The following is a 24,210-nucleotide window of genomic DNA, read 5'->3' as shown; positions in this document are numbered from 1 at the left end:
GAGTCACCATGCGTCGTGCCGCTTTACCCCTGTTGCTCGCAGCGCTGCTAAGCCCCGCACTGGCCCAGGCAGGCGCCTTGAGCGTATGTACCGAGGCCAGCCCCGAAGGCTTTGACGTGGTGCAGTATAACGCGCTGACCACCACCAATGCTTCTGCCGATGTGCTCATGAACCGGCTGGTGGAATTCGACGCCACCAGCGGCAAGGTGGTGCCGAGCCTGGCCGAAAGCTGGACGGTATCGGCCGACGGCCTGGTCTACGACTTCAAGCTGCGCCCGGGGGTAAAGTTTCACAGTACGCCGTACTTCAAGCCCAGCCGCGTGCTGAACGCCGACGACGTGCTGTTCAGCTTCCAGCGCATGCTCTACCCCGCCCACTCCTGGCACAAGATCACCCAGAGCGGCTACCCGCATGCCCAGTCGTTGCAGCTGCCCAGCCTGATCAAGCAGGTGGAGGCACCCGATCCGCTGAGCGTGCGCTTTACCCTCGACCATCCGGACGCAACCTTCCTCGCCACCCTGAGCATGGGCTTCGCCTCGATCTATTCGGCCGAATACGCCGACCAGTTGCTCAAGGCCGGCACCCCGGAGAAGCTCAACAGCCAGCCGATCGGCACCGGCCCGTTCGTGTTCCAGCGTTTCCAGAAGGACGCGGTGATCCGCTACCGCGCCAATGCCGACTATTTTGCCGGCAAGCCGAGCGTCGACCCGCTGATTTTCGCGATCACCCCCGACGCCAACGTGCGCCTGCAGAAACTGCGGCGCAACGAGTGCCAGATCGCCCTGTCGCCCAAGCCGCTGGACGTTGCGGCAGCCGCCGAAGACGCAAACCTGAAGGTCGAGAAGACCGAGGCGTTCATGACCGCGTTCGTCGCGATCAACAGCCAGCACCCGCCGCTGGACAAGGTCGAGGTACGGCAGGCGATCAACCTGGCGTTCGACAAGACCAGCTACCTCAAGGCCGTGTTCGAAGGCACCGCAGTCGCCGCTGAAGGCCCCCTGCCGCCCAACACCTGGAGCTACGCCAAGGACTTGCCGGGTTACCCGACCGACGCGACCAAAGCCAAGGCGCTGCTGGTCAAGGCCGGTTTGCCGGACGGCTTCAGCACCACAATCTGGACGCGCCCTTCGGGAAGCCTGCTCAACCCCAACCCGAGCCTGGGGGCACAACTGCTGCAGGCAGACCTGGCCAAGGTCGGCATCAAGGCCGAGATTCGCGTGATCGAATGGGGCGAGCTGATCCGTCGCGCCAAGGCCGGTGAGCACGATTTGCTGTTCATGGGCTGGGCCGGCGACAACGGCGACCCCGACAACTTCCTCAGCCCGCAGTTTGCCTGCCCGGCAGTCGAGTCGGGGACCAACTTCGCGCGGTACTGCGACAAGCGCCTGGACCAGTTGATCAGTGCCGGCAAGACCACCAACGACCAGAGCGTGCGCAGCCGCCTGTACCAGCAGGCCCAGGGGCTGATCCAGCAGCAGGCGCTGTGGCTGCCACTGGCGCACCCCACGGCAGCGGTGCTGATGCGCAAGGATGTGGAGGGCTACACGGTCAGCCCGTTCGGCCGGCAGGACTTTGCCACGGTGAAGACCGCACGCTGAACGACTCGCGCCTGCAGGCTCCTGACAGCGTCCTCTGGTAGCCCGAAGGACACTGCAGCAGCCTGCACCGCGTGTTCAGGCCGCCAGGCGACTCTCGCCATCGACTTACGATGGTTGCCCAGCGAACCGCACCGTACGGATAGCCGCATTGGATATTGAATACTGGACCGAAGCGGCTATCGCCGGCCTCACCGTGGCACTGATACTCGGCCCGGTGGTCTTCGGCGCACTGCTTCTCTACATTGCTACCCAGCGATTGGCCGAAGCACTCGAGCACCTTCACAACTCGCCGCTGGTTGACACTCATCGGTACAGCCTCAACCTGGGCCTGCGCCAACGATTCAGGGCAGTGGGCGACATTGCCGGCCTGTTGGCCTACCCCGATTGCCCGGTCGAGTTCGGGGGCCTGAGCGCAGAGGACATCAAGCGCTTCCCCGGCAACCTCAGAACGCTGCTGGTTCTTAGCCACCACCTCAGGCTGGCAACGCTGGCTGTTCTGGTGCTGCTGGCCCTTGCCCTGCAGGTGCTCAAAGCCGTTCAGCACCAGGGCGAGCCGACGGAGTTCGGGCTCGGCGGGTATTCACCCTATTGGCTGCCCCTTGCACTGCAACTGCCTTGCATCGCCGGCCTGGGGTGGGTCGCCACCCAGTACGCACAGGCTGGCATGCGCTACATGACCAGTGCATCCCAGTACCTTGCCAACTGCAAGGCGGTGGTGAATCGACAGCGCCCGGTGATGTACAACACGGTGTTTGGCAGAATCGTGTTTACCGTATGCATCGCTGCGCTTCTGGCTCATGCGAAGCTCTTCATCAGAACAGGATCGCTGCAGGCCGCAGACGTGGAGTCCTTTCCAGCCACGATCAGAACCGAGCTTGTGGTGCGTCACTACCTGCTGCTGGCTTCGGTTGTCGGGCTGGCTGCGTCGTTTGTTGCAACAAAGCTGATCGACTAGTACCGCCCACGCACAGCAGCGTCAGGCAGCGAACAAGCCCCGCTCCACCATCGACAATGGCTCCCCATCGCCGATGATGATGTGATCCAGCACCCGCACCTCGATCAGGCCCAGGGCTTTCTGCAAGCGCAGGGTCAGATTGATATCTGCCTGGCTTGGCTCGGAAACACCTGACGGATGATTGTGGCAAAGGATCAATGCTGCGGCATTTCTGGCCAACGCACGCTTGATGACTTCCCGAGGGTAGACGTTGGCACTGCTGATGGACCCGCGGAACAACGCCTCGAACCCTAGAGGACGGTGCTTGTTGTCCAGGTACAGGCAGCCGAACACCTCGCTTTCTTCATGACGCAGCATCGATTTCAGGTAACGCCGGACCGCCCCCGGGCTCTGCAACGCCGGGTCGCGGATGATGGTTTCGGCCAAGTGCCGGCGCCCAATCTCCATCACCGCCTGCAGTTGCGCATACTTCGCCGGGCCCAGCCCCAGCTCACGCTGAAACGTCGGCTGATCGGCCTCCAGCAGTTGCCGCAAGCCGCCAAACTGCTGCAACAGGTGGCGCGCCAGGTCCACCGCGCTCTTGCCTGCCACACCGGTGCGCAGGAACACCGCCAGCAACTCGGCGTCCGACAGGCTCCCGGCCCCTCGCTCCAGCAACTTCTCCCGCGGGCGTTCCGCCGACGGCCAATCCCTGATACCCATAGCTGTCCCTCTGTCTGTGTGTGGCTGCTCCCCATTTCAGCCCTGTGCTATCGTAGCCCCCTCTTTTTACGCGACGATTCGGCCTGGGGAGGCGTCGTCGCCGCGTGCAAACACTGATCAAAGAAAGGCAAGCCTATGCAGCGGCTGTATCGGAAACGCATCGTTCTTGGCGTCGGCGGCGGCATTGCTGCCTACAAGAGCGCCGAGCTGGTTCGCCGACTCCTGGAGCACGGCGCGCAAGTGCGCGTCGTCATGACCCACGGCGGGGCCGAATTCATCACCCCGCTGACCATGCAGGCCCTATCCGGGCACCCCGTGCACATGGACCTGCTCGACCCTGCCGCCGAAGCGGCGATGGGCCATATCGAACTGGCCAAGTGGGCCGACCTGGTGCTGATCGCACCTGCCACCGCCGACCTGATCGCGCGCCTGGCGCAAGGCGTTGCCAACGATCTGCTGACCACCCTGGTACTGGCTACCGACGCCACCGTGGCGCTGGCACCGGCCATGAACCAGGCCATGTGGCGCGACCCGGCCACCCAGGCCAACCTGCAGCTGCTGCAAAGCCGCGATATCCAGGTGTTCGGCCCGGCCTCCGGCAGCCAGGCCTGTGGCGACGTGGGCCTTGGCCGCATGCTCGAAGCCACCGACCTGGCCTGGTGCGCCGCCGAAACCTTCAAGCGCCAGTCGCTGACCGGCAAGCACGTGCTGATTACCGCAGGCCCGACCCAGGAAAACATCGACCCGGTGCGCTACATCACCAATCATAGCTCGGGCAAGATGGGCTTTGCCCTGGCCGAAGCGGCGGTGGAAGCCGGTGCTCGGGTAACCCTGGTGACAGGGCCGGTGCACCTGCCCACACCCGACCGGGTGACCCGTATCGACGTGGTGAGCGCGCGGGACATGCTCGCCGCGTGCGAAGCGGCGATCCCGTGCGATGTGTTCATCGCATCGGCTGCGGTTGCGGACTACCGCCCCGAAGTCGTCGCCCCGCAAAAGCTCAAGAAAGACCCTACGACAGGTGACGGCCTGCTGCTGCAGATGGTGCGCAACCCGGACATTCTGGCCACCATCGCCACCCGCCCCGACCGCCCGTTCAGCGTCGGCTTTGCCGCCGAGACCGAACACCTGCTCGATTACGCCGCGCGCAAGCTCAAGGACAAGAACCTCGACCTGATCGTCGCCAATGACGTGGCCAACCCCAGCATCGGCTTCAACAGCGAGGAGAACGCCTGCAGCGTGATCGATCGCCAACTTCAAGCAACACTCTTTGCACAGACCAGCAAGGGCAAGATCGCCCGTCAGCTGGTAGCCTTCATCGCCGAACGTCTCAACCAGGTTTAACTCTGCATGCACGCCTTACAAGCCAAGATTCTCGATCCGCGCCTTGGCAGCGAATTCCCGCTGCCGCAATACGCCACCCCCGGTTCTGCCGGCCTCGACCTGCGCGCCATGCTCAAGGAAGAGACCGTCCTGGAGCCGGGCCAGACCATACTGATCCCTACCGGCCTGTCGATCTACGTCGGCGACCCGGGCCTGGCCGCGCTGATCCTTCCGCGCTCGGGCCTGGGCCACAAGCACGGCATCGTGCTGGGCAATCTGGTCGGCCTGATCGATTCGGACTACCAGGGCGAGCTGATGGTGTCGTGCTGGAACCGCGGCCAGACCCCTTTCACCATCGCCATCGGCGAGCGCATTGCGCAACTGGTGCTGGTACCGGTGGTACAGGCGCACTTCGACATCGTCGAAACCTTCGACGAAACTCAGCGTGGCGCTGGCGGCTTCGGCCATTCGGGCAGCCATTGAATAACGCGCGAGCCCTGCTGCCAGGCCTGTATTGGGGCCTGGCCGGCATGCTCGTCGCCGGGCTCGCGGTGTGGCTGACGCTGGTAATCCCTCTGCAACGCGAGCAACGTAACCTGCAGACGTATTTTCCGGCCTTTGGGCTGGTCATTGCGCTCGACCAGCAGATCGCCCGTCTGGTGTCCGAGGTCGACACCGTGGCCCGCCATCCAGCCCTGCTTGCCGCCGCCAAGGCGGCTGACGCCCGCCAGGCGCGCCAGGTGCTGGACGACTTCAGCTACCTCGAAGGGTTGGTCAGCAGTCGGTTGCTCACGCCCGGCCAGGCCAGGCGCGAGAGCCTCCACGACCGCTCACTCAGCCCGCCATTGCTGGACATGATCGGGCGAGCCGAACGCGGGGTACCACCGAACCTGGAGGCCCACCCGACCAACGGGCAACTGCATATCCACAGTGTCACGCCCATTCGAGGCAGTGCGACAGGCCCGGTGCAGGCCGTGCTGCTCATGACTTTCGAGCTGCAACGTGTAAGTGCTGCTCTGAAAATAGACATGCCGGAAATCGGCAAGGCCAGCCTCGTGCAAGGCGTGTTCGACGACCCTCAGGCCGTACTGGCCAGCGCAGGCGAAAGTGATAGCCCGGCAATAACCCCGATAGGGACCTTCAACGATGCATGGAGCCTGCACTTTCAGCCCGGGTCGATCTTCCAGAGGTGATCGACGGATGAATCGCCCGGCTCAAGAACTCTATGTCGAAAATGCCGTCAAAGCCGGACATCTTTAGCCGCGCGGCGCGCCGGATGCCTGCAGCGCATGCCGACCGTCGACCCAACATAGCCCCTTCCAATTGGAGTTTCCCCAGGTGAGCAACATGGAACGCATGACCCCGAACCTCCCCGCCAGCATCTTCCGCGCCTACGATATCCGAGGTGTGGTCGGCGAAGGCCTCACCGCCGAAACCGCCTACTGGATCGGCCGCGCCATCGGTGCACAGAGCCTGGCCCAGGGCGAGCCGCACGTATCGGTTGGCCGCGACGGTCGCCTGTCCGGCCCGATGCTGGTCGAGCAACTGATCAAGGGCCTGGTCGAGGCCGGGTGCAAGGTCAGCGATGTCGGCCTGGTCCCCACGCCCGCCCTGTACTACGCCGCCAACGTGCTGGCCGGCAAGTCCGGGGTGATGCTCACCGGCAGCCACAACCCGCCGAACTACAACGGCTTCAAGATCGTCATCGCCGGCGACACCCTGGCCAATGAGCAGATCCAGGCCCTCCTGATTCGCCTGCAGACCAACGACCTCACCCGCGGCGAAGGCAGCGTCGAGAAGGTCGAGATCCTGGACCGCTACTTCACCCAGATCACCGGCGACATCAAGCTGGCGAAGAAGCTCAAGGTGGTGGTGGACTGCGGAAACGGCGCCGCCGGGGTGATCGCCCCGCAGCTGATCGAGGCGCTGGGCTGCGAGATGATCCCGCTGTTCTGCGAGGTCGACGGCAACTTCCCCAACCACCACCCCGACCCGGGCAAGCCGGAAAACCTGGTGGACCTGATCGCCAAGGTCAAGGAAAGCGGCGCCGACCTGGGCCTGGCCTTCGACGGTGACGGCGACCGTGTCGGCGTAGTGACCAACACTGGCAACATCGTCTACCCCGATCGCCTGCTGATGCTGTTCGCCCAGGACGTGCTGGCGCGCAACCCGGGCGCCGAGATCATCTTCGACGTCAAATGCACCCGCCGCCTGACCCCGCTGATCGAACAGTACGGCGGCCGCGCGCTGATGTGGAAGACAGGTCATTCGTTGATCAAGAAGAAGATGAAGCAGACTGGCGCCCTGCTGGCCGGCGAGATGAGCGGGCACATCTTCATCAAGGAGCGCTGGTACGGTTTCGACGACGGCATCTACAGCGCCGCGCGCCTGCTGGAGATCCTGAGCAAGGCCGATAGCGATGCCGAAACGCTGTTCGCGGCGTTCCCGAACGATATTTGTACCCCTGAAATCAACATTGATGTGACGGACGAGGGTAAATTCAGCATCATTGAGGCACTGCAACGCGACGCCGACTGGGGCCAAGACGCCAACCTGACCACCATCGATGGTGTACGGGTCGACTACCCCAACGGCTGGGGCCTGGTTCGCGCCTCCAACACCACGCCGGTGCTGGTACTGCGCTTCGAGGCCGACAGCGAAGCCGAGCTGCAGCGAATCAAGGACGTGTTCCTTGCCCAGCTCAAGCGCGCAGCCCCTGATCTGCAACCAACGTTCTGACCGACCCCTTGTTCCAACTGGAGCCCTGCATGACCCTTGATCGTGATGCCGCCACCCATGTCGCCCAGGTACTGTCCGAAGCGCTGCCCTACATCCGCCGCTTTGTCGGCAAGACGCTGGTGATCAAGTACGGCGGCAACGCGATGGAGAGCGAAGAGCTCAAGACCGGCTTCGCCCGCGACGTGGTGCTGATGAAGGCAGTCGGCATCAACCCGGTGGTGGTGCACGGCGGCGGCCCGCAGATCGGCGACCTGCTCAAGCGCCTGTCCATCGAAAGCCGGTTTGTCGATGGCATGCGCGTCACTGATGCGCAGACCATGGACGTGGTGGAGATGGTGCTCGGCGGCCAGGTGAACAAGGACATCGTCAACCTGATCAACCGTCATGGCGGCAGCGCCATCGGTCTGACCGGCAAGGACGCCGAGCTGATTCGCGCCAGGAAGCTCACCGTCACCCGCCAGACGCCAGAGATGACCAGCCCTGAAATCATCGACATCGGTCATGTGGGCGAAGTGGTCGGGGTGAACACCGACCTGCTGAACATGCTGGTCAAGGGCGACTTCATCCCGGTGATCGCGCCAATCGGCGTGGGCGCCAACGGCGAGTCGTACAACATCAACGCCGACCTGGTGGCAGGCAAGGTGGCCGAAGCGCTCAAGGCCGAGAAGCTGATGCTGCTGACCAACATCGCCGGCCTGATGGACAAGCAGGGCACCGTGCTCACCGGCCTGACCACCGAGCAGGTTGACGAACTGATCGCGGACGGCACCATCTACGGCGGCATGCTGCCCAAGATCCGTTGCGCACTGGAAGCAGTACAGGGCGGCGTGCACAGCTCGCACATCATCGACGGCCGCGTGCCGAATGCGGTGCTGCTGGAAATTTTCACCGACAGTGGCGTGGGTACCCTGATTACCAATCACGAACCGCGCTGAGGCATCCGCCGGCAAGGCCGGCTCCTACAGGAGCGGGCCACCACAGGTACAAAAAAGGCGACCCGCGGGTCGCCTTTTTGTTTGCCTCAGATACCGTACTGGGCCCGGTAGGCCTCGACGGCCGGCAAGTGCTGCTTGAGCGCCGGGTCATCGGCGAGGAACTGCAGCACCTGGGTCAGCGATACGATGCTGACCACCGGAATGCCGAAGTCACGCTCCACTTCCTGGATCGCCGACAGGTCGCCGTTGCCACGCTCCTGGCGATTCATCGCGATCAGTACGCCCGCCGCCCTAGCCTGCTGGCCCTGGATGATCTGCATCACCTCGCGGATGGCCGTGCCGGCAGTGATCACGTCGTCGATGATCAGCACGTCGCCTGCCAGTGGCGAGCCCACCAGGCTGCCACCCTCGCCGTGTGCCTTGGCTTCCTTGCGGTTGAAGCACCACGGCACATCCAGCCCATGGTGCTCGGCCAGTTGCACCGCCGTCGCGGCAGCCAGGGGGATGCCCTTGTAGGCCGGGCCGAACAGCACGTCGAACGGGATCTTGCTGTCGACGATCGCCGCCGCATAGAACCGACCGAGCTGAGCCAGGGCAGCGCCACTGTTGAACAGGCCGGCGTTGAAGAAATACGGGCTGATGCGGCCCGACTTGAGGGTGAACTCACCGAAGCGCAGAACCCCACGATCGATGGCAAAACGAATGAATTCGCGCTGATACGGCTGCATGAAGAGTCCCGGCTACCACAGATTTAGCTAAATGAGTACAGCTCGGGTATCATACACGCACGAGATTTTTGGGGCCATTTATGCGGATCATCAGTGTGAACGTTAATGGCATTCAGGCTGCAGTCGAGCGTGGTTTGCTCAGCTGGCTACAAGCCCAGAATGCCGACGTCATCTGCCTTCAGGATACCCGCGCCTCGGCCTTTGAACTCGACGACCCAGCTTTCCAGCTCGATGGCTACTTCCTTTATGCCTGCGATGCAGAAGTTCCAGCCCAAGGCGGCGTGGCACTCTACTCGCGTTTGCAGCCCAAGGCAGTCATCAGCGGCCTGGGCTTCGAGACAGCCGATCGCTACGGGCGTTACCTGCAGGCCGATTTCGACAAAGTCAGTATTGCCACCTTGCTGTTGCCTTCGGGCATGAACGGTGACGAAGACCTCAACCAGAAATTCAAGTTGATGGACGACTTCGGCAAATACCTGGACAAGCAGCGCCGCAAGCGTCGCGAGTACATCTACTGCGGCTCGCTGTATGTGGCGCAGCAGAAGCTCGACGTGAAGAACTGGCGCGACGGCCAGCAGTCGCCGGGTTTCCTGGCGCCAGAGCGGGCCTGGATGGACGAGATCGTCGGCAACATGGGCTATGTGGATGCGTTGCGCGAAGTCAGCCGTGAGGGCGACCAGTACAGCTGGTGGCCGGACAACGAGCAGGCCGAGATGCTCAACCTGGGCTGGCGTTTCGACTACCAGCTGCTGACCCCGGGCCTGCGCCGCTTCGTACGAAGCGCTCGCCTGCCGCGTCAGCCACGCTTCTCCCAGCATGCGCCACTGATCGTGGACTATGACTGGACGCTGACGATCTGATCGCTCAGCCACAAAAAAGCCGACTGCGTGTCGGCTTTTTCGTATCTGGTGTCCCGTCCTGAATAAGGTTTACACCTCCCATCCCGAATTTCCGGAGAGTCAGATGGAGCAAGGTGTAAAGCGCACACAGCGTGATTACTCACTGTCTTTTAAATTGGCGGTGGTTGATCAGATTGAAAAAGGCGAACTGACCTACAAGCAGGCCCAGGTGCGGTATGGCATCCAGGGACGGTCGACGGTTCTGGTATGGTTGCGTAAGCACGGTCGGCAGGATTGGAGCCAGGGGGCCTCGATCCGCGACGAGAGGAGCTGCGCGATGTCTGACCCCAAAATGCTCACTCCAGAGCAGCGAATCAAAGAGCTTGAGCAGCAGCTTGAGCTGATGAGCCAGAAGGCCCAGTTCTTTGAAACGGTCGTTGATGTTCTGAAAAATGACTATGGTGTCTCGGTCGTAAAAAAGCGATCCGGCAAGTCCTCTCGCAAGGTCAAGTCGCAGGACTGAGCATTGCCAGGGCTTGTCAGTTTCTAGGCATCAGTCGACAGGCTTACTACAAGCGCAACCGAGCTGCTGATGGCAAAGAGCGCCAGGCAGATCGGGTGGTTCAGTTTGTTCAGCAAGTCCGGCTGCGCCAGCCCCGTCTGGGTACCCGTAAGCTGCACTATTTGCTGCATTGCCAACCTGACAAACGATTCCAGGTCGGCCGAGATAGGCTGTTTCAGGTCTTGGGAGAGCGCCGTTTGCTGGTACTGCCCAAGCGGGCATACCACAAGACAACACAGAGCTTTCATCGCTTCTACCGCCATCCCAACTTAATCAAGCCCGGTCCAAGCCAAGTCGTTCCGACAAGGCCGGAGCACGTCTGGGTTGCCGACATTACTTATCTGCCCGCACGTAACGGCCCGCTGTACCTGAGCCTGGTAACGGACGCGTACTCCAGGAAAATTGTTGGTCACCACGTCCATGAAAGCCTGCATGCCGAGTCAGTAGCGCAAGCCTTCAAGCAGGCCTTACGAAAGCGACGTCGTCGCCAGCCATTAGTCCACCATTCGGATCGAGGCATCCAATATTGCTCGGCGCTATACCAGTCACTGCACCAACGGCACGGCGTTCAGTGCTCCATGACTGATGGGTATGACTGCTACCAGAACGCGCTGGCTGAGCGAATCAACGGAATCCTCAAGATGGAGCTGCTGTTAAGCAGACCTGAAGATCTGGAGCAAGCGAGGCAGATGGTTGATGAGGCAGTGCAGATCTACAACACAGAACGGCCCCATATGGCCCTGAAAAACAAAACGCCCGATGCGGTGCATCGGGCGTTTTGAGGCCTATCGGCCTACCTGAACAGGTGTAAACCTATTTCAGGACTAGACAGGCTGCAAGGAGACAGTTCAAGACCCGTGCCAACTTAAATTTAGTTGTTGTTAATCAGTAGCTTGTGTTTTTACTGTACGTTTTTTGAGCACTTTTACGCGAGAAAACCCGAAAAAGTGCGCAACTTCTTGCGCAGTACTGTGCAAGAAGTTGCGCAGTTGGCTGCAGGCCACGTTGAGTATGGCCTGCAGCAATGTATGCACAGGGTTATCCACATTTGAGTGCGCAAGAAGTTGCGCAGTTGGGGAAATCGGCCGCGAGCATTTCAAGAGGCAAAACGAGCGTCGACTGACCGATCGATCGTCGCCGACAGGCACCCACTCACTGACGACTGAATGCGCTCGCCATCGCACCTCATGCGCCATGACCCTGTAAACTGTCGGCCAACTTGTCCCCCCCTCAAACGAGAGCTGCCCATGGCCAACCACGACCTCACCTTCGTTCCCGATCTCGATGCCGACTCCATCTCCTCCGACGTTGTCGGTTTCGGCGGCGTGCTGGTCTCCACCCAGATCCCGACCCGGGCAGACGGCAGCCTGGAACTGGGCGATATCACCCTGCAGAGCGAATGCACCCTGCAAGCCCTGAAGGTGGCACTGGAGCGCGCCGGCAGCTCGATGGACAGGGTCATGCATCTGACCATCTACCTCACCGACATGGCCGACCGCGCCGCCTTCAATGCAGTGTACCAGCGCTTTTTCGCCAAACCATGGCCAGTGCGGGCCGCAGTTGGCGTGGCCGCCCTTGCGGTCGAAGGCATGCGCGTGGAAGTGACGGCCATGGCGGCCAAGGGCTGAGACCAGCCGTAGGCGGTCACCTGGCTCAGGACCGCGGCAGGCAGGCCAGCATCTGACGAATACGCTGCTGGGTATAGCCGGCTCGCGCAGCCGCCTCATCGATCGACTGCCGAGTCACCGTCTGCTCGATCAACCCGCCTTTGCGGGAAAATCCGGCCTGGCCAAGCACGACGAAATCGACTGGCTCGCTGATACCGTTGTAGGCACGGATATCGCTGGCGCTGCTGGCTGCTCGCCCTTTCCGGCAGCCGTCACCCGGCTTGTCCGGGGAGGACCGAAAAGGGGGCGTCAGGCCTGACTCGACAGCGCTGCAGCGCTGCCCCACAGGGATAGGGCCGGATGCCTGTGCGGTGATTGCATTGGTGTGCAACAACTGGTGCAGCGCGATTGAGCCTTCGCCAAAAGCCGGCCCGCTTTCGCCCACAAGCGCGAACGTGCCGTGCAGGCCCTTGCCTGCGACCCAGACGATCGATCCCAGCATGCTCGCCTTGGCGGCCACCGCTATGGGCAGTGACTCGGAGTCCAGAGGCTGCACCTGGCCATCCACCTTGTGGCGCAATGAGGTAGTGGAAACATAGCTCTGCACCGTGGCGCCGCTCACGGTGTCAAGCAGCGGCCCCTTGCGCAGGCGGCCCTTGCCATTTCCGATGAGGTAGCGCCCATTGCCGCAGGATGTTCTGGCCTGCCCTGGCGCAAAGGGCTCGACTTCCATGGCATACACGCAGAACTCGGGCGTGTGCTCGGCAAACCCTTTGAGTTCCGCCTTCAGAAAAGCGTTTCGGCAATCAAGGTCGCATCGATAGCGGACACCTTTGCGCATGATCGAAAGGCCGTTGGCGATATAGGTGAACCCATGATCGCCAACGGTGTAGGCGCCCTTGCCACCATCCGGATTCACTGCCAGCCGCGCACGCACGGCGATCGAGCCATCCTTGAACACTCGCGTCACCAACACTCGGGAATCACCCTTGCTGCTGGTCAGTGTGCCAGGCGTACCGCAATCCTCGGCGCCTGCAGCCATTGACGCGGCGAGCAGAAAGCCCGCAGCAAGCCCGGACAGTACCGTTGCGCCAGACATTCTCGATCCCTCCCAGCTCAAGGACCAGCCGCAGGAGCGGCGGAGATACTGATGTAGAAGTCGATGGTGACTTCGCCCTTCTGGCTATCCGTCAGATAGGCCTTCAGCGGTTTCCGGGTCTGCCTGAGCGCCTTGACCTCCACCCAGTAGCTTCTGTTTTCAGTAATCACTCTGATTTCGGCAGCGCCCTGATCGGATGAGTCCTGGGTTGCGTAGGTGATGCGCAGGTCGCCGGAGGAGTTCAGGATCAGAAAGCGCTCCTGCCCGCCTGCCACCATGTCCAGTGTGGATCCGGATGGCAGCCCTTTGATCGAGGGCACTTGCCCCTGAAACGGGTTGCAACCGGGAGCATCACTGTCAAAGCCCGGTGCAGTGGTGTAGATGCGCGCAATCCATTCATTGGCCTCATCGGCCAGCAAGGCCGCCTGGAGCTGCTGCTGGGCGTTGAAACGTCCATTGATGGAAATAGGCGCCAGGCCGGCTGACCACGCGTTCTTCGTGCCGTCCGGCGGGGGAACCGGCCGTGACCCGATCGCGTCGGAGATGATCCGGTACGTCACCTCAGGGGCAGGCTGCAATGCAGCCAGGTAGTTGTTGAGCGCCGCGACGATTTCGACCAGTTTCTCCTTGTACACCCTGTCGAATGCCTTCGCCCTGGAAATCGCGCCATACAACGAGTAGGCATTGGTAATCGACACGGTTCCAGAACCAGCCTTCAGCTGGGCGATGCGCCTTATCAGCTCGTTACCCTCCTCCAGGCTGGCCCGCTCGTATATCGACTCGACACACATCACCGCTTGCACGCCACGGTGATAAAGCTGCTCTCTGGTGGGTTTGTACTGCGCAGCGGAAAAACCATAGAGCGATGCACTGCCAGCCGCAAGCGCTGCCACCTGGTGACCGTTGCCTGCAGTGACGGCCTTGTAGCCCCCAAGACCCAGCGCACCTGCCAGCGCCAATGACGATCCCGACTGCCAGTAGGCCAATCCGTTGGTCTTGCCCTGGAGCTCCATGCGGATCTTGCTGGCCAGTTGCGAGCCAGTGGCAGTCTTTGTTTCAGGCGCGATACTCTGCACATAAGGGTTGAACAGCGCACAGGATGCGAGCAGCGCGGCCCCGCCCATGACCAGCAGTCTGACCAGCCGTATCGTCATGATGCCAATCCTTTGGAAGGCTGTAACAACGACGATAGATCCGCCATGGCAAATAGCAAGTGCGCCAGTATTTAAGACGCCTGCAGCTGTCCTATGCTTCGACTCAGTGCCCAGTGCGAGCAGGATATGTTTCACCAACCCCCCGTTTCCAGTACCCTCGACGCAACTGCGGACATACATCTGATTCCATGCGAAAACTTCTGCTCGGCGCCCTGGCGCTTGTTCTGACTGCCATGCTCCTGGGCTATGGCCTGTGGACCGAACAACGCCCGGCCGGCCACTACCTGTCCGACCTTCGCGTTGAAGTGGCGCTGAACCAGGGCGTGCCCGCCGACAAGGGCAATCTGCTGGGCATCGAGCCACTGCTGTATCCGGGCGACTACCAGAACCTGGCCCTGCTGCACCGCAAGCTCGCCGCCTACCTTGAACACGCTCGCACCCAGGGCCTGGTCGGCCCGCGCACGATCGTGGTGCTGCCCGAGCATATCGGCACCTGGCTGTGGGCCCGCGGCGAAAAGAAAGAGCTGTACCAGGTCACCCGCCTGCAGGAGGCCTGGCAATGGCTGGAGCTGAGCAACCCGCTGCGCTACGGGCTGGCCATGTTCAACGCCGAGGGCGACGACCGCCGCGCCGATGCGCACCTGCGCATGAAGGCCACGCAGATGGCAGCCGACTACCAGCAACTGTTCGGCGGCCTGGCCAGGGAGTTCGGCGTGACCCTGGTGGCCGGTTCCATCGTGCTGCCCACCCCGTATGCAGAGCAAGGCATCCTTCACAGCGGCAGCGGCGCGCTGTACAACAACGGCGTGGTATTCGCCAGCGACGGCAAGGTGATCGGCCAGCCGCAACGCCAGCAATACCCCGACAGTGAAGTGCGCCGCTTCATCCGCAGCGGCGATGCCTATCCGCTGCAAGTATTCGATACACCCGCAGGCCGCCTCGGCGTATTGGTGGGCAGCGACAGCTGGTACCCGGCCAACTACCAGCAACTGGCCGCGCAGTCGGCACAACTGATCGCGGTACCCGCCTTCATCAGCGGCCGAGACAGCTGGACCGCCCCCTGGCGCGGCAACCGCCACCAGCCGATGGCCGTGAGCCTGCCGCTCAAGGCCGGCCAGGTCGAGGAAGGCCAGGCCTGGCAGCGCCTGATCGGCCACGGCCAAAGCGCCGATACCGCCCTGCTGAGCGTGTTCCTGCGCGGCCAGTTCTGGGAAATTGCCGGCGACGGCCTGGGCTTCACCAGCCGCGACGGGCACTACGTCAGTGCCAGCAGTCATCCCGGCGCGCGCCTGCTCAACCTCTGGCTGTAACCGATGAACCGACCACGGGTACGCCTGGGGGATCTGTCGGTGGGGTTCATCCAGAGCCTTGCGCAGGCGCTGCAGCAACTGGGGCATGATCCGGCCCCCCTTCTGCAACGCTACGGGCTTGTGCCTGCACGGCTGGCCGAAGCCGGTGCGCGCCTGTCGATTCCGCGCTACATGCACCTGGGGCATGCCGCCATTGCACTCAGCAACGAACCGGCGCTGGGCTTACACATGGGCCGCCTGAGCCGCCTGAACCAGGCCGGCCTGGCCGGTGTAGCCGCCGCCCAGGCCCCTACCCTGGGCGAGGCCGCGCGTACGCTGGTGCGGTTCGAGCCGCTGTACGCCGCCAACTACCGTGGCCAGTCCAGCCTCCATGAGGACAATCAGGGCGCCTGGCTGCGCTTCTATTCGATCAGCCCGTACAACGACTACAACCGCTTCGTGGTCGACTCGGTACTGGCCGGCTGGCTGGCACAACTGTCGGGGCTGGTGGGGGTGGCAGTGCAGGCAGAGCGCATGGAGATCGAGTTTTGCGCGCCCGCCTATGCCGACCGTTACCAGGCCCTGTGCAGCAGCCCGGTGCAGTTCGGGGCCACACATAATCAGTTGCGCCTGGACCGCGCCAGCCTGGCGCTGCGCAACCCGGCCCATTGCCCCAGCACCTGGCAGCACCTGTTGCAGCTATGCGAGCAGGAACTGGCGGAGCGCACGCGCATGCGCAGCCTGGCTGAGCGTATCGCCCATCTGCTGGGGCCGTTGCTCAACGGCGGACGTGAACCGGACCTGGGTGAAGTGGCGGCGCAGCTGCAACTGCCCACTTGGACCTTACGGCGCAAGCTGGCCGAGGAAGGCACGCAGTTTCGGGCGATTCTGAACGACACGCGCCGCGATCTGGCTGTGACCTACATCCGCGACACGGAGCTGGCCTTTGGCGAAATAGCCTACCTGCTGGGGTTTGCGTCGGCAGAGGCCTTTCAGCGCGCATTCAAGCGCTGGAACGGCGTGACGCCGGGGGACTTTCGCCGCAGCCAGCGGCGGGGCGCATGAGCCCGATCAGAGCTCGGTAGCGTCTTCGGCCGGCTCTGGCGGGTCGAGTTCGAATGCGCGGTATTCCAGCAGTTCTTCTTGATAGTCGTCCATTGCCTGCTCCTTGGTTTTCTCGATCATGTCATTGAGTCGTGCTTCACCCTAAAGTGCCCAGGTGAAGAAAAAATGACCGTGACGTGACAGGCTGGCGCAAGGTGGCTCGCCCTTCGCTGGCAAGCCAGCGAAAATTACAAGCGCTCAGCCCATTGAGATAAACGTAGCAGGCAATCGATGATTTATCCGATGCGTCACAGCGGCGCAGGCGCGTCGGCCGTCGGGGCCGCTGGAGGCTGCGCCGGTGCGGCGGCAGGCTCGGTGGGCGGTGCAGTCTGTTCGACCGTGATCGGCGCCGCATCCTGGGGCGGCGCCACAGGCTGCGAGCTCTTGCTGTCGTCGACCAGCGGTGCAGCCGGCGCTTGCGCTGCCGGTACCGCCACCACCGGCGCTGCAACCTCGGCAGGTGCCGCAGGGGCCGGAGGCTGCACCGGCGCAGCCTCGACGGCCGGAGCGCTTGGCGCAGCAGGCGCAGGTTCGGGCACTCCCAGGTCGAGAGCCGGCTTGGCGGGTTCGGCCTTGGGCTCGACCTTGGCCTTCTTGCTCGGCTTGGGCAGGAAACTCTCGACCAACGCAAAGTAGCGCTCGTAGAACTTGGGCGAGGTCACCGTTTCGCTGGCCACTTTGACCATGGAGTCGTCCGACGAGCCGATCGGCATCGACACCGACCCCAGCACACCCACCCCGAGGCTGGCCGAAGTGTTAGATTTTTTCAGCGCATAACGGTCCTGCAGGGCATTGGCGAACATGGTCGAGCGCTGACCGGAACCGGTGTCGTTGGCACAGACCACGTTGAAGCTGATCTGCAGGTGCGAGTCGCCCGTCTGCTGGAAGCTCTTGTTGCCATTGACCTGGCCCGGTTCGCTGGTGGTGATGATGTAGCCCTGGCTGAGCAGCGCGCGCCGGGCAGCCTCGCAGGTACCTGCTTCGCTGACCGGAAAGCTGCGCGAGAAGGTGCCCGAGTCGTCGAAGTTCTCGTGTTCGTAGATGGCGGCTTTCTTCGAGGAACAGCCGGCAACGCCCGCCAGCACAAGGGCCAGCCCGAGCGCAGTGAAGACGGTTGACTTTGACATTGAAAATCCTGCGAAAAACGGTCGGCGCCTATTGTGCATCACATCCGCAGATGACTGAAACCGCAACCGGGCGATCCGGCACTAAATTTCACCTGCACAGCGGCTGGCCTGCACTACACAGCCGTCCTGAACCATTGGTCGCGATTTTTTTCGTTCACTATTTAACCAGCTTTCCCACGTCATACCGGGAAATGTCTGACTCCCCGCTACACCTTGAGCCCATCGATACTGGCCCGGCATGCGACAGAAAATGGCAATACGCCACTACGTCAGCCACTGACCATCGACCCAGGAGCATTCAAGGTGAAAAACATATCGGTGAAAGTGAAGCTGGCCCTCGGTTTCGCGAGTATCGTGCTGCTGATGGCGCTCCTCGCCGTGATCGGCATTCGCAGCCTCAACACCCTGACCACCCGTGCCGATCGGCTGGTGTCGGTCAATCACGTGCTCGACCACACCAATGACATTCGCGCCGCGCGCCTGTCGTATGAAAACCACGCCGACGAAAACCTTGCGGCGCAATTGAACACCTCTTACAGCACCCTGGTGGCGCTGATCGAGGAGAACCTCCAGCGCCTGGACGACGCAGTGTCCAGGCAGCAGTTGCAACACGTGCTGGAAAACATGCAGGGCTATATGCAGCAGTTTCGCCAGCTGCAAACCGCCCAGCAGGACATAGGCCGCATCCAGGCCGATTCCGAGCGCCTGGGCAGCAGCCTGCAGAACGATGTACGTACACTGACCCAGGCGCTGTACCAGGACGACGCCAGCAACGTCCGTCGCGACCTTGCCACCCTCAACGACGCCCTGAGCGACCTGCGCCAGAACAGCCTGGCCATGATGCGCGAGGGCAGCACCAAACGCCTGGACACGGTGCGTGAGGCCCACACGCACGCCAATGACAGCGTGAAGCGCCTGGGCAGCCGTCACCCGCAACTGGGTAGATTGCCCTCCGACCTGGACCAGTACCTGCAACTGGCCGAGCGCTTTGCCCGCGATGTCGAGCAACAGGCCCGCAGCCGTAAAGTGCTGGTGAGCAATATCGAAACCAGCCTGGAAGCGATCAATACGCTGATCGCACGCCAGAATCAGCTCAGCGTCGACGAATCCAGCCACAGCCGTGCGTTGATGCTCGGGCTGCTGGTTGGCGCCATGCTGCTGGGCGGTGCGATCGGCTGGGTGATCATCCGCCAGATCACCCAGCCGTTGCAGCAGGCCGTAGTGATCGCACGTCGTATCGGCGCCGGCGACCTGAGGGATAACAGCAGCGAGCTGCGCCGTGACGAGTTTGGCCAGTTGCTCCAAGCCCTCTCCCAAAGCGGCGACAACCTGCGCGGTGTGCTGGGCCAGGTGGGCACCGTTACCGCTCAGTTGTCAGCGGCGGCCGAGCAGCTCTCGGCCATCACCGAACAGACCCGTGCCGGCGTCGACAGCCAGAAACTGGAGACCGACCAGGTCGCCACGGCCATGAGCGAAATGGTAGCCACGGTGCAGGAAGTGGCGCGCAATGCCGAGCAGGCCAGTACCGCCACCCGCCAGGCCAACAGCCAGGCCAGCCAGGGCAATCTGGTGGTACAGCGCGCACTGACCCAGATCGACCAGTTGGCCGACGACATCGGCACCTCCGCCGACGCCGTCGGCAGGTTGTCCGAAGAGAGCGAACGCATCGGCAGTGTGATGACGGTGATCAATGCCATCGCCGAGCAGACCAACCTGCTGGCGCTCAACGCCGCCATCGAGGCGGCACGTGCCGGCGAGGCCGGGCGTGGCTTCGCCGTGGTGGCCGATGAGGTGCGCGGGCTGGCCCAACGCACCCAGCAGTCCACCGCAGAGATCGAGACATTGATCGGGTCATTGCAGCAGGGTGCGCAGAGGGCTGCAGAACGCATGCACACCAGCCAGGGCATGGTCGGTACGACAGTCGGGCTGGCCAATGAGGCAGGCGTGGAGCTGCAGGCCATCACACACACGGTCACGCACATCCAGGCCATGAACGTGCAGATCGCGACCGCCGCCGAACAGCAGAGCGCGGTAGCCGAAGAGATCGGTCGCAGCGTGATCAGTGTGCGTGATGTGGCCGAACAGACGTCCACCGCCTCGGCGCACACTGCCACCTCGGCGGCAGAGCTGGCGCGCCTGGGCACTGAGCTGCAAGGGCTGCTTTCGCGCTTCAAGGTCTGAGGGGCATATTCTTTCGCCAGCAAGGCCGGCACCTGCAGGCAGTACGTCGCCAGCAGGTGCCAGCCTTGGCGGCCAGGCTTTTCTGCAGGCACAAAAAAAGCGACCTTAAGGTCGCTTTTTTTGTTGCTTCGAGGAGTTCAAGGGCCTCGAGGCGGATATGGCGCAGCGGACGGGACTCGAACCCGCGACCCCCGGCGTGACAGGCCGGTATTCTAACCGACTGAACTACCGCTGCGTATCGCACAGGCTTTCACCTGTTTGAAACTGGGATCTGGCCTGAAGCCTTGGCTTCGGACCTCAAACCGGTTGTTGAACCGATCTGGAGAAAAGTGGCGCAGCGGACGGGACTCGAACCCGCGACCCCCGGCGTGACAGGCCGGTATTCTAACCGACTGAACTACCGCTGCGCATAGTGGACTTGCGTCCTGTTCCTCTCTGGTAACACCGTCTTTCGAAAGTGTCGGGCCAGGAACATCTCAGGAAGTGGTGGGTGATGACGGGATCGAACCGCCGACCCTCTGCTTGTAAGGCAGATGCTCTCCCGGCTGAGCTAATCACCCGTGTGCTTCGCTGAGGTGGTGAAATTTACGCAGGTATCGAACCTAAGTCAATACCAGTGTTGAAGTTTTTTTCACTTTCGTAAAAAAACAGCTGCAGGCTTCAAGCAACAAGCTGCAAGTAAAAGCAGAATCAAAAGCCGATTGCACAGGTTCTTGCAGCGTGTCGCGTGAAGCCTGCCGCTTACGTGTAAATCATCTTCTTGGTCATGCCACCGTCCACCACGAACTCCTGGCCGGTGACAAAACCCGCGTTGCGCGACAACAGCCATGCCACCATCGCCGCCACATCTTCCACGGTCCCTACCCTGCCCGCCGGGTGCTGCGCATGGTCGGCCTCGCTCAAGGGCTCGGAACGGCGCAGCGAAGGGTCCCGCGCATCGATCCAGCCAGGGCTGACAGCGTTGACGCGGATCTCCGGGCCCAGGCTCATGGCCAGTGCGTGGGTCAGGGCCAGCAGCCCGCCCTTGCTCGCAGCATAGGCCTCGGTATCGGGTTCGGACTGTGCCGCACGGGTGGACACCAGGTTGACGATGGCGCCGCAATGCGCGCGCAGGTAAGGCGCACAGTGCTTGGCCAGCAGCATCGGGCCACCCAGGTTGACCGCCAGCACGCGGTTCCAGTGGTTCAGGCTGAGGCTTTCGAGGGTGGTATTGTGCGGGTCGGCAATCGCCGCGTTGCACACCAGCGCATCCAGGCGTCCGAACTGCCCCAGCACCTCGGCCACGCCCACCGTCACCTGGGCCTCGTCGGCCACGTCCATGCCGACGAACCAGGCGTTGTCACCGAGCACCTTGGCCACCTTCGCGCCACGGGCCCGATCCAGGTCGGTGAGCACCACTTGCCAGCCCTCGCTGATCAGCCAGGCCGCGATGCCCAGGCCGATCCCGCGTGCAGCGCCGGTTACCAGCGCCACACGCCCGTTGTGGCTGCTCTCGCTCACCGACCAGTCGATCACAGCGCCGCCAGACCGCGCGCCAGGTCGGCCTGCAGGTCGCCCACGTCTTCCAGGCCCACGGCAACCCTGATCAGGCTGTCGCGAATCCCGGCGGCCTCACGCTCCTGCGGCGCCAGACGGCCGTGGGAGGTGGTGGCCGGGTGGGTGATGGTGGTCTTGCTGTCACCCAGGTTGGCGGTGATCGAAATCAGCCGCGTGGCGTCGATGAAGCGCCATGCGCCCTCCTTGCCACCCTTGACCTCGAAGCTCACCACCGCACCGAAGCCGCGCATCTGGCGCTTGGCCAGCTCGTGCTGCGGGTGGCTTGGCAGGCCCGCGTAATGCACCTTCTCGACACCGTCCTGCTGCTCCAGCCACTCGGCCAGGGCCTGGGCATTGGCGCAGTGGGCGCGCATGCGCAGGTTCAGCGTTTCCAGGCCCTTGAGGAACACCCAGGCGTTGAACGGGCTCAGCGTCGGCCCCGCAGTACGCAGAAAGCCCACCACTTCCTTCATGTGCTCGTTGCGTCCGGCGACCACGCCGCCCATGCAGCGGCCCTGGCCGTCGATGAACTTGGTCGCCGAATGCATGACGATGTCCGCGCCCAGCTTCAATGGCTGTTGCAGGGCCGGAGTGCTGAAGCAGTTGTCCACCACCAGCAGCGCGCCCCGGGCATGGGCGATCTCGGCCAGCGCGCCGATGTCCACCAGCTCGGCCAGCGGATTGGACGGCGACTCGACGAACAGCAGCCTGGTATTGGGCTTGATCGCCTGTTCCCAGCCAGCCAGGTTGGCCAGCGGCACGTAGTCGACCTGCACGCCGAAGCGCTTGAAGTACTTCTCGAACAGGCTGATGGTCGAACCGAACACGCTCTGCGAGACCAGCACATGGTCGCCAGCGCTGCACAAGGCCATCACCAGCGACAGGATCGCGGACATGCCGGTGGAGGTGGCGACCGCCTGCTCGGCGCCTTCCAGGGCGGCGATGCGCTCCTCGAAGGCCCTTACGGTCGGGTTGGTGTAGCGCGAATAGACGTTGCCTGGAACCTCGCCGGCGAACCGCGCAGCGGCATCGGCCGCCGTACGGAACACGTAGCTGGAGGTGAAGAACAGCGGGTCGCTGTGCTCACCTTCCGGCGTGCGATGCTGGCCGGCGCGTACCGCCAGCGTATCGAAAGCGACCCCGTCGAGGTCGCTGTCCAGGCGCCCGGCATCCCATTGCTGTGTCATGCCGTTGCTCCCCTTGTCAGTTGTTGTAAAGGTCGATGATCGCGCTGACCGCCTGGTTCTTGACCTTGGAGGCGTCGTTGCGCGCCTGCTCGATCTTGTCCAGGTAGGCGGCGTCGATGTCGCCAGTCACGTACTGGCCATCGAATACCGCGCAATCGAAATGCTCGATCTTGATCTTGCCACCACCTACAGCCTCGATCAGGTCCGGCAGGTCCTGGTAGACCAGCCAGTCGGCGCCGATCAGTTCGGCCACGTCCTGGGTGCTGCGGTTGTGCGCGATCAGTTCATGAGCGCTCGGCATGTCGATGCCGTAGACGTTGGGGAAACGCACCGCTGGCGCGGCGGAGCAGAAGTAGACGTTCTTCGCGCCGGCTTCGCGGGCCATCTGGATGATCTGCTTGCAGGTGGTGCCGCGCACGATCGAGTCGTCGACCAGCATCACGTTCTTGCCGCGGAACTCCAGCTCGATGGCATTGAGCTTCTGGCGTACCGACTTCTTGCGCGCGGCCTGGCCGGGCATGATGAAGGTACGGCCGATGTAGCGGTTCTTGACGAAGCCTTCACGGAACTTCACGCCCAGGTGGTTGGCCAGTTCCAGCGCCGCGGTACGGCTGGTGTCGGGAATCGGGATGACCACGTCGATGTCGTGCTCGGGACGCTCGCGCAGGATCTTCTCGGCAAGCTTCTCGCCCATGCGCAGGCGCGCCTTGTACACCGACACACCGTCGATGATCGAATCCGGGCGGGCCAGGTAAACGTGCTCGAAGATGCAGGGGGAAAGCTTGGGCGCGATGGCGCACTGGCGGGTGTGCAGCTTGCCTTCTTCGGTGATGTACACCGCTTCGCCCGGCGCCAGGTCGCGGATCAGGGTGAAGCCGAGCACGTCCAGCGAGACGCTTTCGGAGGCGATCATGTATTCGACGCCTTCGTCGGTATGACGCTGGCCGAACACGATCGGGCGGATGCCGTTCGGATCGCGGAAGCCGACGATGCCGTAGCCGGTGATCATCGCCACCACCGCGTAGCCACCCACGCAACGGTTGTGCACGTCGGTCACGGCGGCGAACACGTCTTCCTCGGTCGGTTGCAGCTTGCCGCGCACCGCCAGCTCATGGGCGAATACGTTGAGCAGCACTTCGGAGTCGGAGTTGGTGTTGACGTGGCGCAGGTCGGACTCGTAGATCTCCTTGGCCAGTTGCTCCACGTTGGTCAGGTTGCCGTTGTGCGCCAGGGTGATGCCATACGGCGAGTTGACGTAGAACGGCTGGGCCTCGGCCGAGGTCGAGCTGCCCGCGGTCGGGTAGCGCACATGACCGATGCCCATGTGGCCCACCAGACGCTGCATGTGACGCTGCTGGAACACGTCACGTACCAGGCCGTTGTCCTTGCGCAGGAATAGTCGGCCATCATGGCTTGTAACGATACCGGCAGCATCCTGGCCGCGGTGCTGGAGCACGGTTAGCGCGTCATACAGCGCCTGATTGACGTTCGACTTACCGACGATACCGACGATGCCACACATGCGACGCAACCCCTACATTATGA

General features: G+C 62.9%; 20 protein-coding genes, 3 tRNA genes and 2 pseudogenes. 14 read left to right on the top strand and 11 right to left on the bottom strand.

All coding sequences use genetic code 11. The annotated features are described in order from the left end of the window. The first annotated feature begins 8 nt into the window (after positions 1-8). Complete coding sequence (locus tag CR917_RS08150) at positions 9-1,598, top strand: ABC transporter substrate-binding protein (protein WP_054916672.1); 1,590 nt, start codon at positions 9-11, stop codon at positions 1,596-1,598. Between the two features lie 148 nt (positions 1,599-1,746). Beyond that, positions 1,747-2,553, top strand: coding sequence for a hypothetical protein (locus CR917_RS08145; protein ID WP_104572110.1), 807 nt, complete (start codon positions 1,747-1,749; stop codon positions 2,551-2,553). Positions 2,554-2,574: 21 nt separating this feature from the next. Here CR917_RS08145 and radC read toward each other — a convergent pair whose 3' ends face one another. After that, positions 2,575-3,255 (bottom strand): DNA repair protein RadC, encoded by a 681-nt coding sequence (gene radC, locus CR917_RS08140; protein ID WP_043859855.1) that lies wholly within the window; start codon positions 3,253-3,255, stop codon positions 2,575-2,577. A gap of 135 nt (positions 3,256-3,390) precedes the next feature. Here radC and coaBC point away from each other — a divergent pair, with 135 nt between their 5' ends. The 5 genes and pseudogenes from coaBC (at position 3,391) to argB (ending at position 8,252) form a co-directional block, all read left to right on the top strand. Further along, a complete protein-coding gene (gene coaBC / locus CR917_RS08135) occupies positions 3,391-4,599 on the top strand; it encodes a bifunctional phosphopantothenoylcysteine decarboxylase/phosphopantothenate--cysteine ligase CoaBC (RefSeq protein WP_058541939.1) in 1,209 nt (402 codons plus the stop codon). A 6-nt stretch (positions 4,600-4,605) separates the two neighbouring features. Further along, entirely contained in the window at positions 4,606-5,061 is a 456-nt protein-coding gene (gene dut / locus CR917_RS08130) for a dUTP diphosphatase (protein ID WP_043859857.1), read from the top strand. Further along, positions 5,058-5,771 carry a hypothetical protein gene (locus CR917_RS08125; RefSeq protein WP_058541940.1) on the top strand — a complete coding sequence of 238 codons (714 nt, stop codon included), beginning with the start codon at positions 5,058-5,060 and terminating at the stop codon, positions 5,769-5,771. The genes dut and CR917_RS08125 overlap by 4 nt, the downstream gene beginning before the upstream one ends. Positions 5,772-5,940: 169 nt before the next feature. Beyond that, a pseudogene (locus tag CR917_RS08120) lies at positions 5,941-7,317 on the top strand (phosphomannomutase/phosphoglucomutase); the annotation flags it as partial. A 29-nt stretch (positions 7,318-7,346) separates the two neighbouring features. Further along, a complete protein-coding gene (argB, locus tag CR917_RS08115; RefSeq protein WP_043859860.1) occupies positions 7,347-8,252 on the top strand; it encodes an acetylglutamate kinase in 906 nt (301 codons plus the stop codon). A gap of 86 nt (positions 8,253-8,338) precedes the next feature. On the opposite strand, the gene pyrE is transcribed toward argB, so the two are convergent. Continuing rightward, positions 8,339-8,980: an orotate phosphoribosyltransferase gene (pyrE, locus tag CR917_RS08110; RefSeq protein WP_043859861.1), complete on the bottom strand. Its 642-nt coding sequence runs from the start codon at positions 8,978-8,980 to the stop codon at positions 8,339-8,341. Between the two features lie 80 nt (positions 8,981-9,060). On the opposite strand from pyrE, the gene CR917_RS08105 reads away from it, so the two are divergent. The 3 genes from CR917_RS08105 (at position 9,061) to CR917_RS08095 (ending at position 12,009) form a co-directional block, all read left to right on the top strand. Continuing rightward, positions 9,061-9,840 (top strand): exodeoxyribonuclease III, encoded by a 780-nt coding sequence (locus CR917_RS08105; RefSeq protein ID WP_043859862.1) that lies wholly within the window; start codon positions 9,061-9,063, stop codon positions 9,838-9,840. Between the two features lie 103 nt (positions 9,841-9,943). After that, positions 9,944-11,163 (top strand): IS3 family transposase gene (locus CR917_RS08100; RefSeq protein ID WP_104571780.1). Its coding sequence is split into 2 segments (ribosomal slippage): positions 9,944-10,292 and positions 10,292-11,163, totalling 1,221 coding nucleotides; the frame shifts between segments, so codons are not numbered across the junction. A gap of 465 nt (positions 11,164-11,628) precedes the next feature. Then, positions 11,629-12,009, top strand: coding sequence for a RidA family protein (locus tag CR917_RS08095; protein ID WP_043862834.1), 381 nt, complete (start codon positions 11,629-11,631; stop codon positions 12,007-12,009). A gap of 25 nt (positions 12,010-12,034) precedes the next feature. Here the strand turns inward: CR917_RS08095 and CR917_RS08090 are convergent, their stop codons facing one another. Further along, complete coding sequence (locus CR917_RS08090; protein ID WP_104572109.1) at positions 12,035-13,087, bottom strand: hypothetical protein; 1,053 nt, start codon at positions 13,085-13,087, stop codon at positions 12,035-12,037. A gap of 17 nt (positions 13,088-13,104) precedes the next feature. After that, positions 13,105-14,241, bottom strand: coding sequence for a hypothetical protein (locus tag CR917_RS08085; RefSeq protein WP_104572108.1), 1,137 nt, complete (start codon positions 14,239-14,241; stop codon positions 13,105-13,107). A 188-nt stretch (positions 14,242-14,429) separates the two neighbouring features. On the opposite strand from CR917_RS08085, the gene CR917_RS08080 reads away from it, so the two are divergent. Together CR917_RS08080 and CR917_RS08075 are read left to right on the top strand one after the other, a co-directional pair. Continuing rightward, entirely contained in the window at positions 14,430-15,551 is a 1,122-nt protein-coding gene (locus CR917_RS08080; protein WP_078479725.1) for a carbon-nitrogen hydrolase family protein, read from the top strand. A gap of 3 nt (positions 15,552-15,554) precedes the next feature. Beyond that, positions 15,555-16,595, top strand: a complete 1,041-nt coding sequence (locus tag CR917_RS08075; protein ID WP_043862838.1) for an AraC family transcriptional regulator — start codon at positions 15,555-15,557, stop codon at positions 16,593-16,595. A 287-nt stretch (positions 16,596-16,882) separates the two neighbouring features. Here the strand turns inward: CR917_RS08075 and CR917_RS08070 are convergent, their stop codons facing one another. Beyond that, positions 16,883-17,761, bottom strand: a complete 879-nt coding sequence (locus tag CR917_RS08070; RefSeq protein ID WP_104572107.1) for a DUF2242 domain-containing protein — start codon at positions 17,759-17,761, stop codon at positions 16,883-16,885. Positions 17,762-18,124: 363 nt separating this feature from the next. On the opposite strand from CR917_RS08070, the pseudogene CR917_RS27990 reads away from it, so the two are divergent. Further along, positions 18,125-19,084: pseudogene (locus CR917_RS27990) on the top strand (methyl-accepting chemotaxis protein); the annotation flags it as partial. A 144-nt stretch (positions 19,085-19,228) separates the two neighbouring features. Further along, positions 19,229-19,942, top strand: a complete 714-nt coding sequence (locus CR917_RS27985) for a methyl-accepting chemotaxis protein (protein WP_371920448.1) — start codon at positions 19,229-19,231, stop codon at positions 19,940-19,942. A 158-nt stretch (positions 19,943-20,100) separates the two neighbouring features. Here the strand turns inward: CR917_RS27985 and CR917_RS08060 are convergent. The 6 genes from CR917_RS08060 to purF all read right to left on the bottom strand — a co-directional run bounded on the left by CR917_RS08060 (position 20,101) and on the right by purF (position 24,187). Further along, positions 20,101-20,177: transfer RNA gene (locus tag CR917_RS08060), tRNA-Asp, on the bottom strand. Positions 20,178-20,272: 95 nt separating this feature from the next. After that, positions 20,273-20,349 (bottom strand) — tRNA-Asp (locus tag CR917_RS08055). Positions 20,350-20,426: 77 nt separating this feature from the next. Next, positions 20,427-20,502 (bottom strand) — tRNA-Val (locus tag CR917_RS08050). Positions 20,503-20,683: 181 nt separating this feature from the next. After that, positions 20,684-21,442 carry an SDR family oxidoreductase gene (locus CR917_RS08045; protein WP_173925079.1) on the bottom strand — a complete coding sequence of 253 codons (759 nt, stop codon included), beginning with the start codon at positions 21,440-21,442 and terminating at the stop codon, positions 20,684-20,686. Between the two features lie 11 nt (positions 21,443-21,453). Further along, positions 21,454-22,665 carry an O-succinylhomoserine sulfhydrylase gene (locus tag CR917_RS08040; protein WP_043862841.1) on the bottom strand — a complete coding sequence of 404 codons (1,212 nt, stop codon included), beginning with the start codon at positions 22,663-22,665 and terminating at the stop codon, positions 21,454-21,456. Between the two features lie 16 nt (positions 22,666-22,681). After that, positions 22,682-24,187 (bottom strand): amidophosphoribosyltransferase, encoded by a 1,506-nt coding sequence (purF, locus tag CR917_RS08035; RefSeq protein ID WP_043862842.1) that lies wholly within the window; start codon positions 24,185-24,187, stop codon positions 22,682-22,684. Positions 24,188-24,210: the final 23 nt, after the last annotated feature.

Origin of the sequence: Pseudomonas sp. BRM28 (genome assembly GCF_002939405.1) — a bacterium.
Lineage (GTDB): Bacteria > Pseudomonadota > Gammaproteobacteria > Pseudomonadales > Pseudomonadaceae > Aquipseudomonas > Aquipseudomonas palmensis.
The sequence above is the reverse complement of the archived record's forward strand: the minus strand, read 5'-3'. Positions and strand labels throughout refer to the sequence as shown.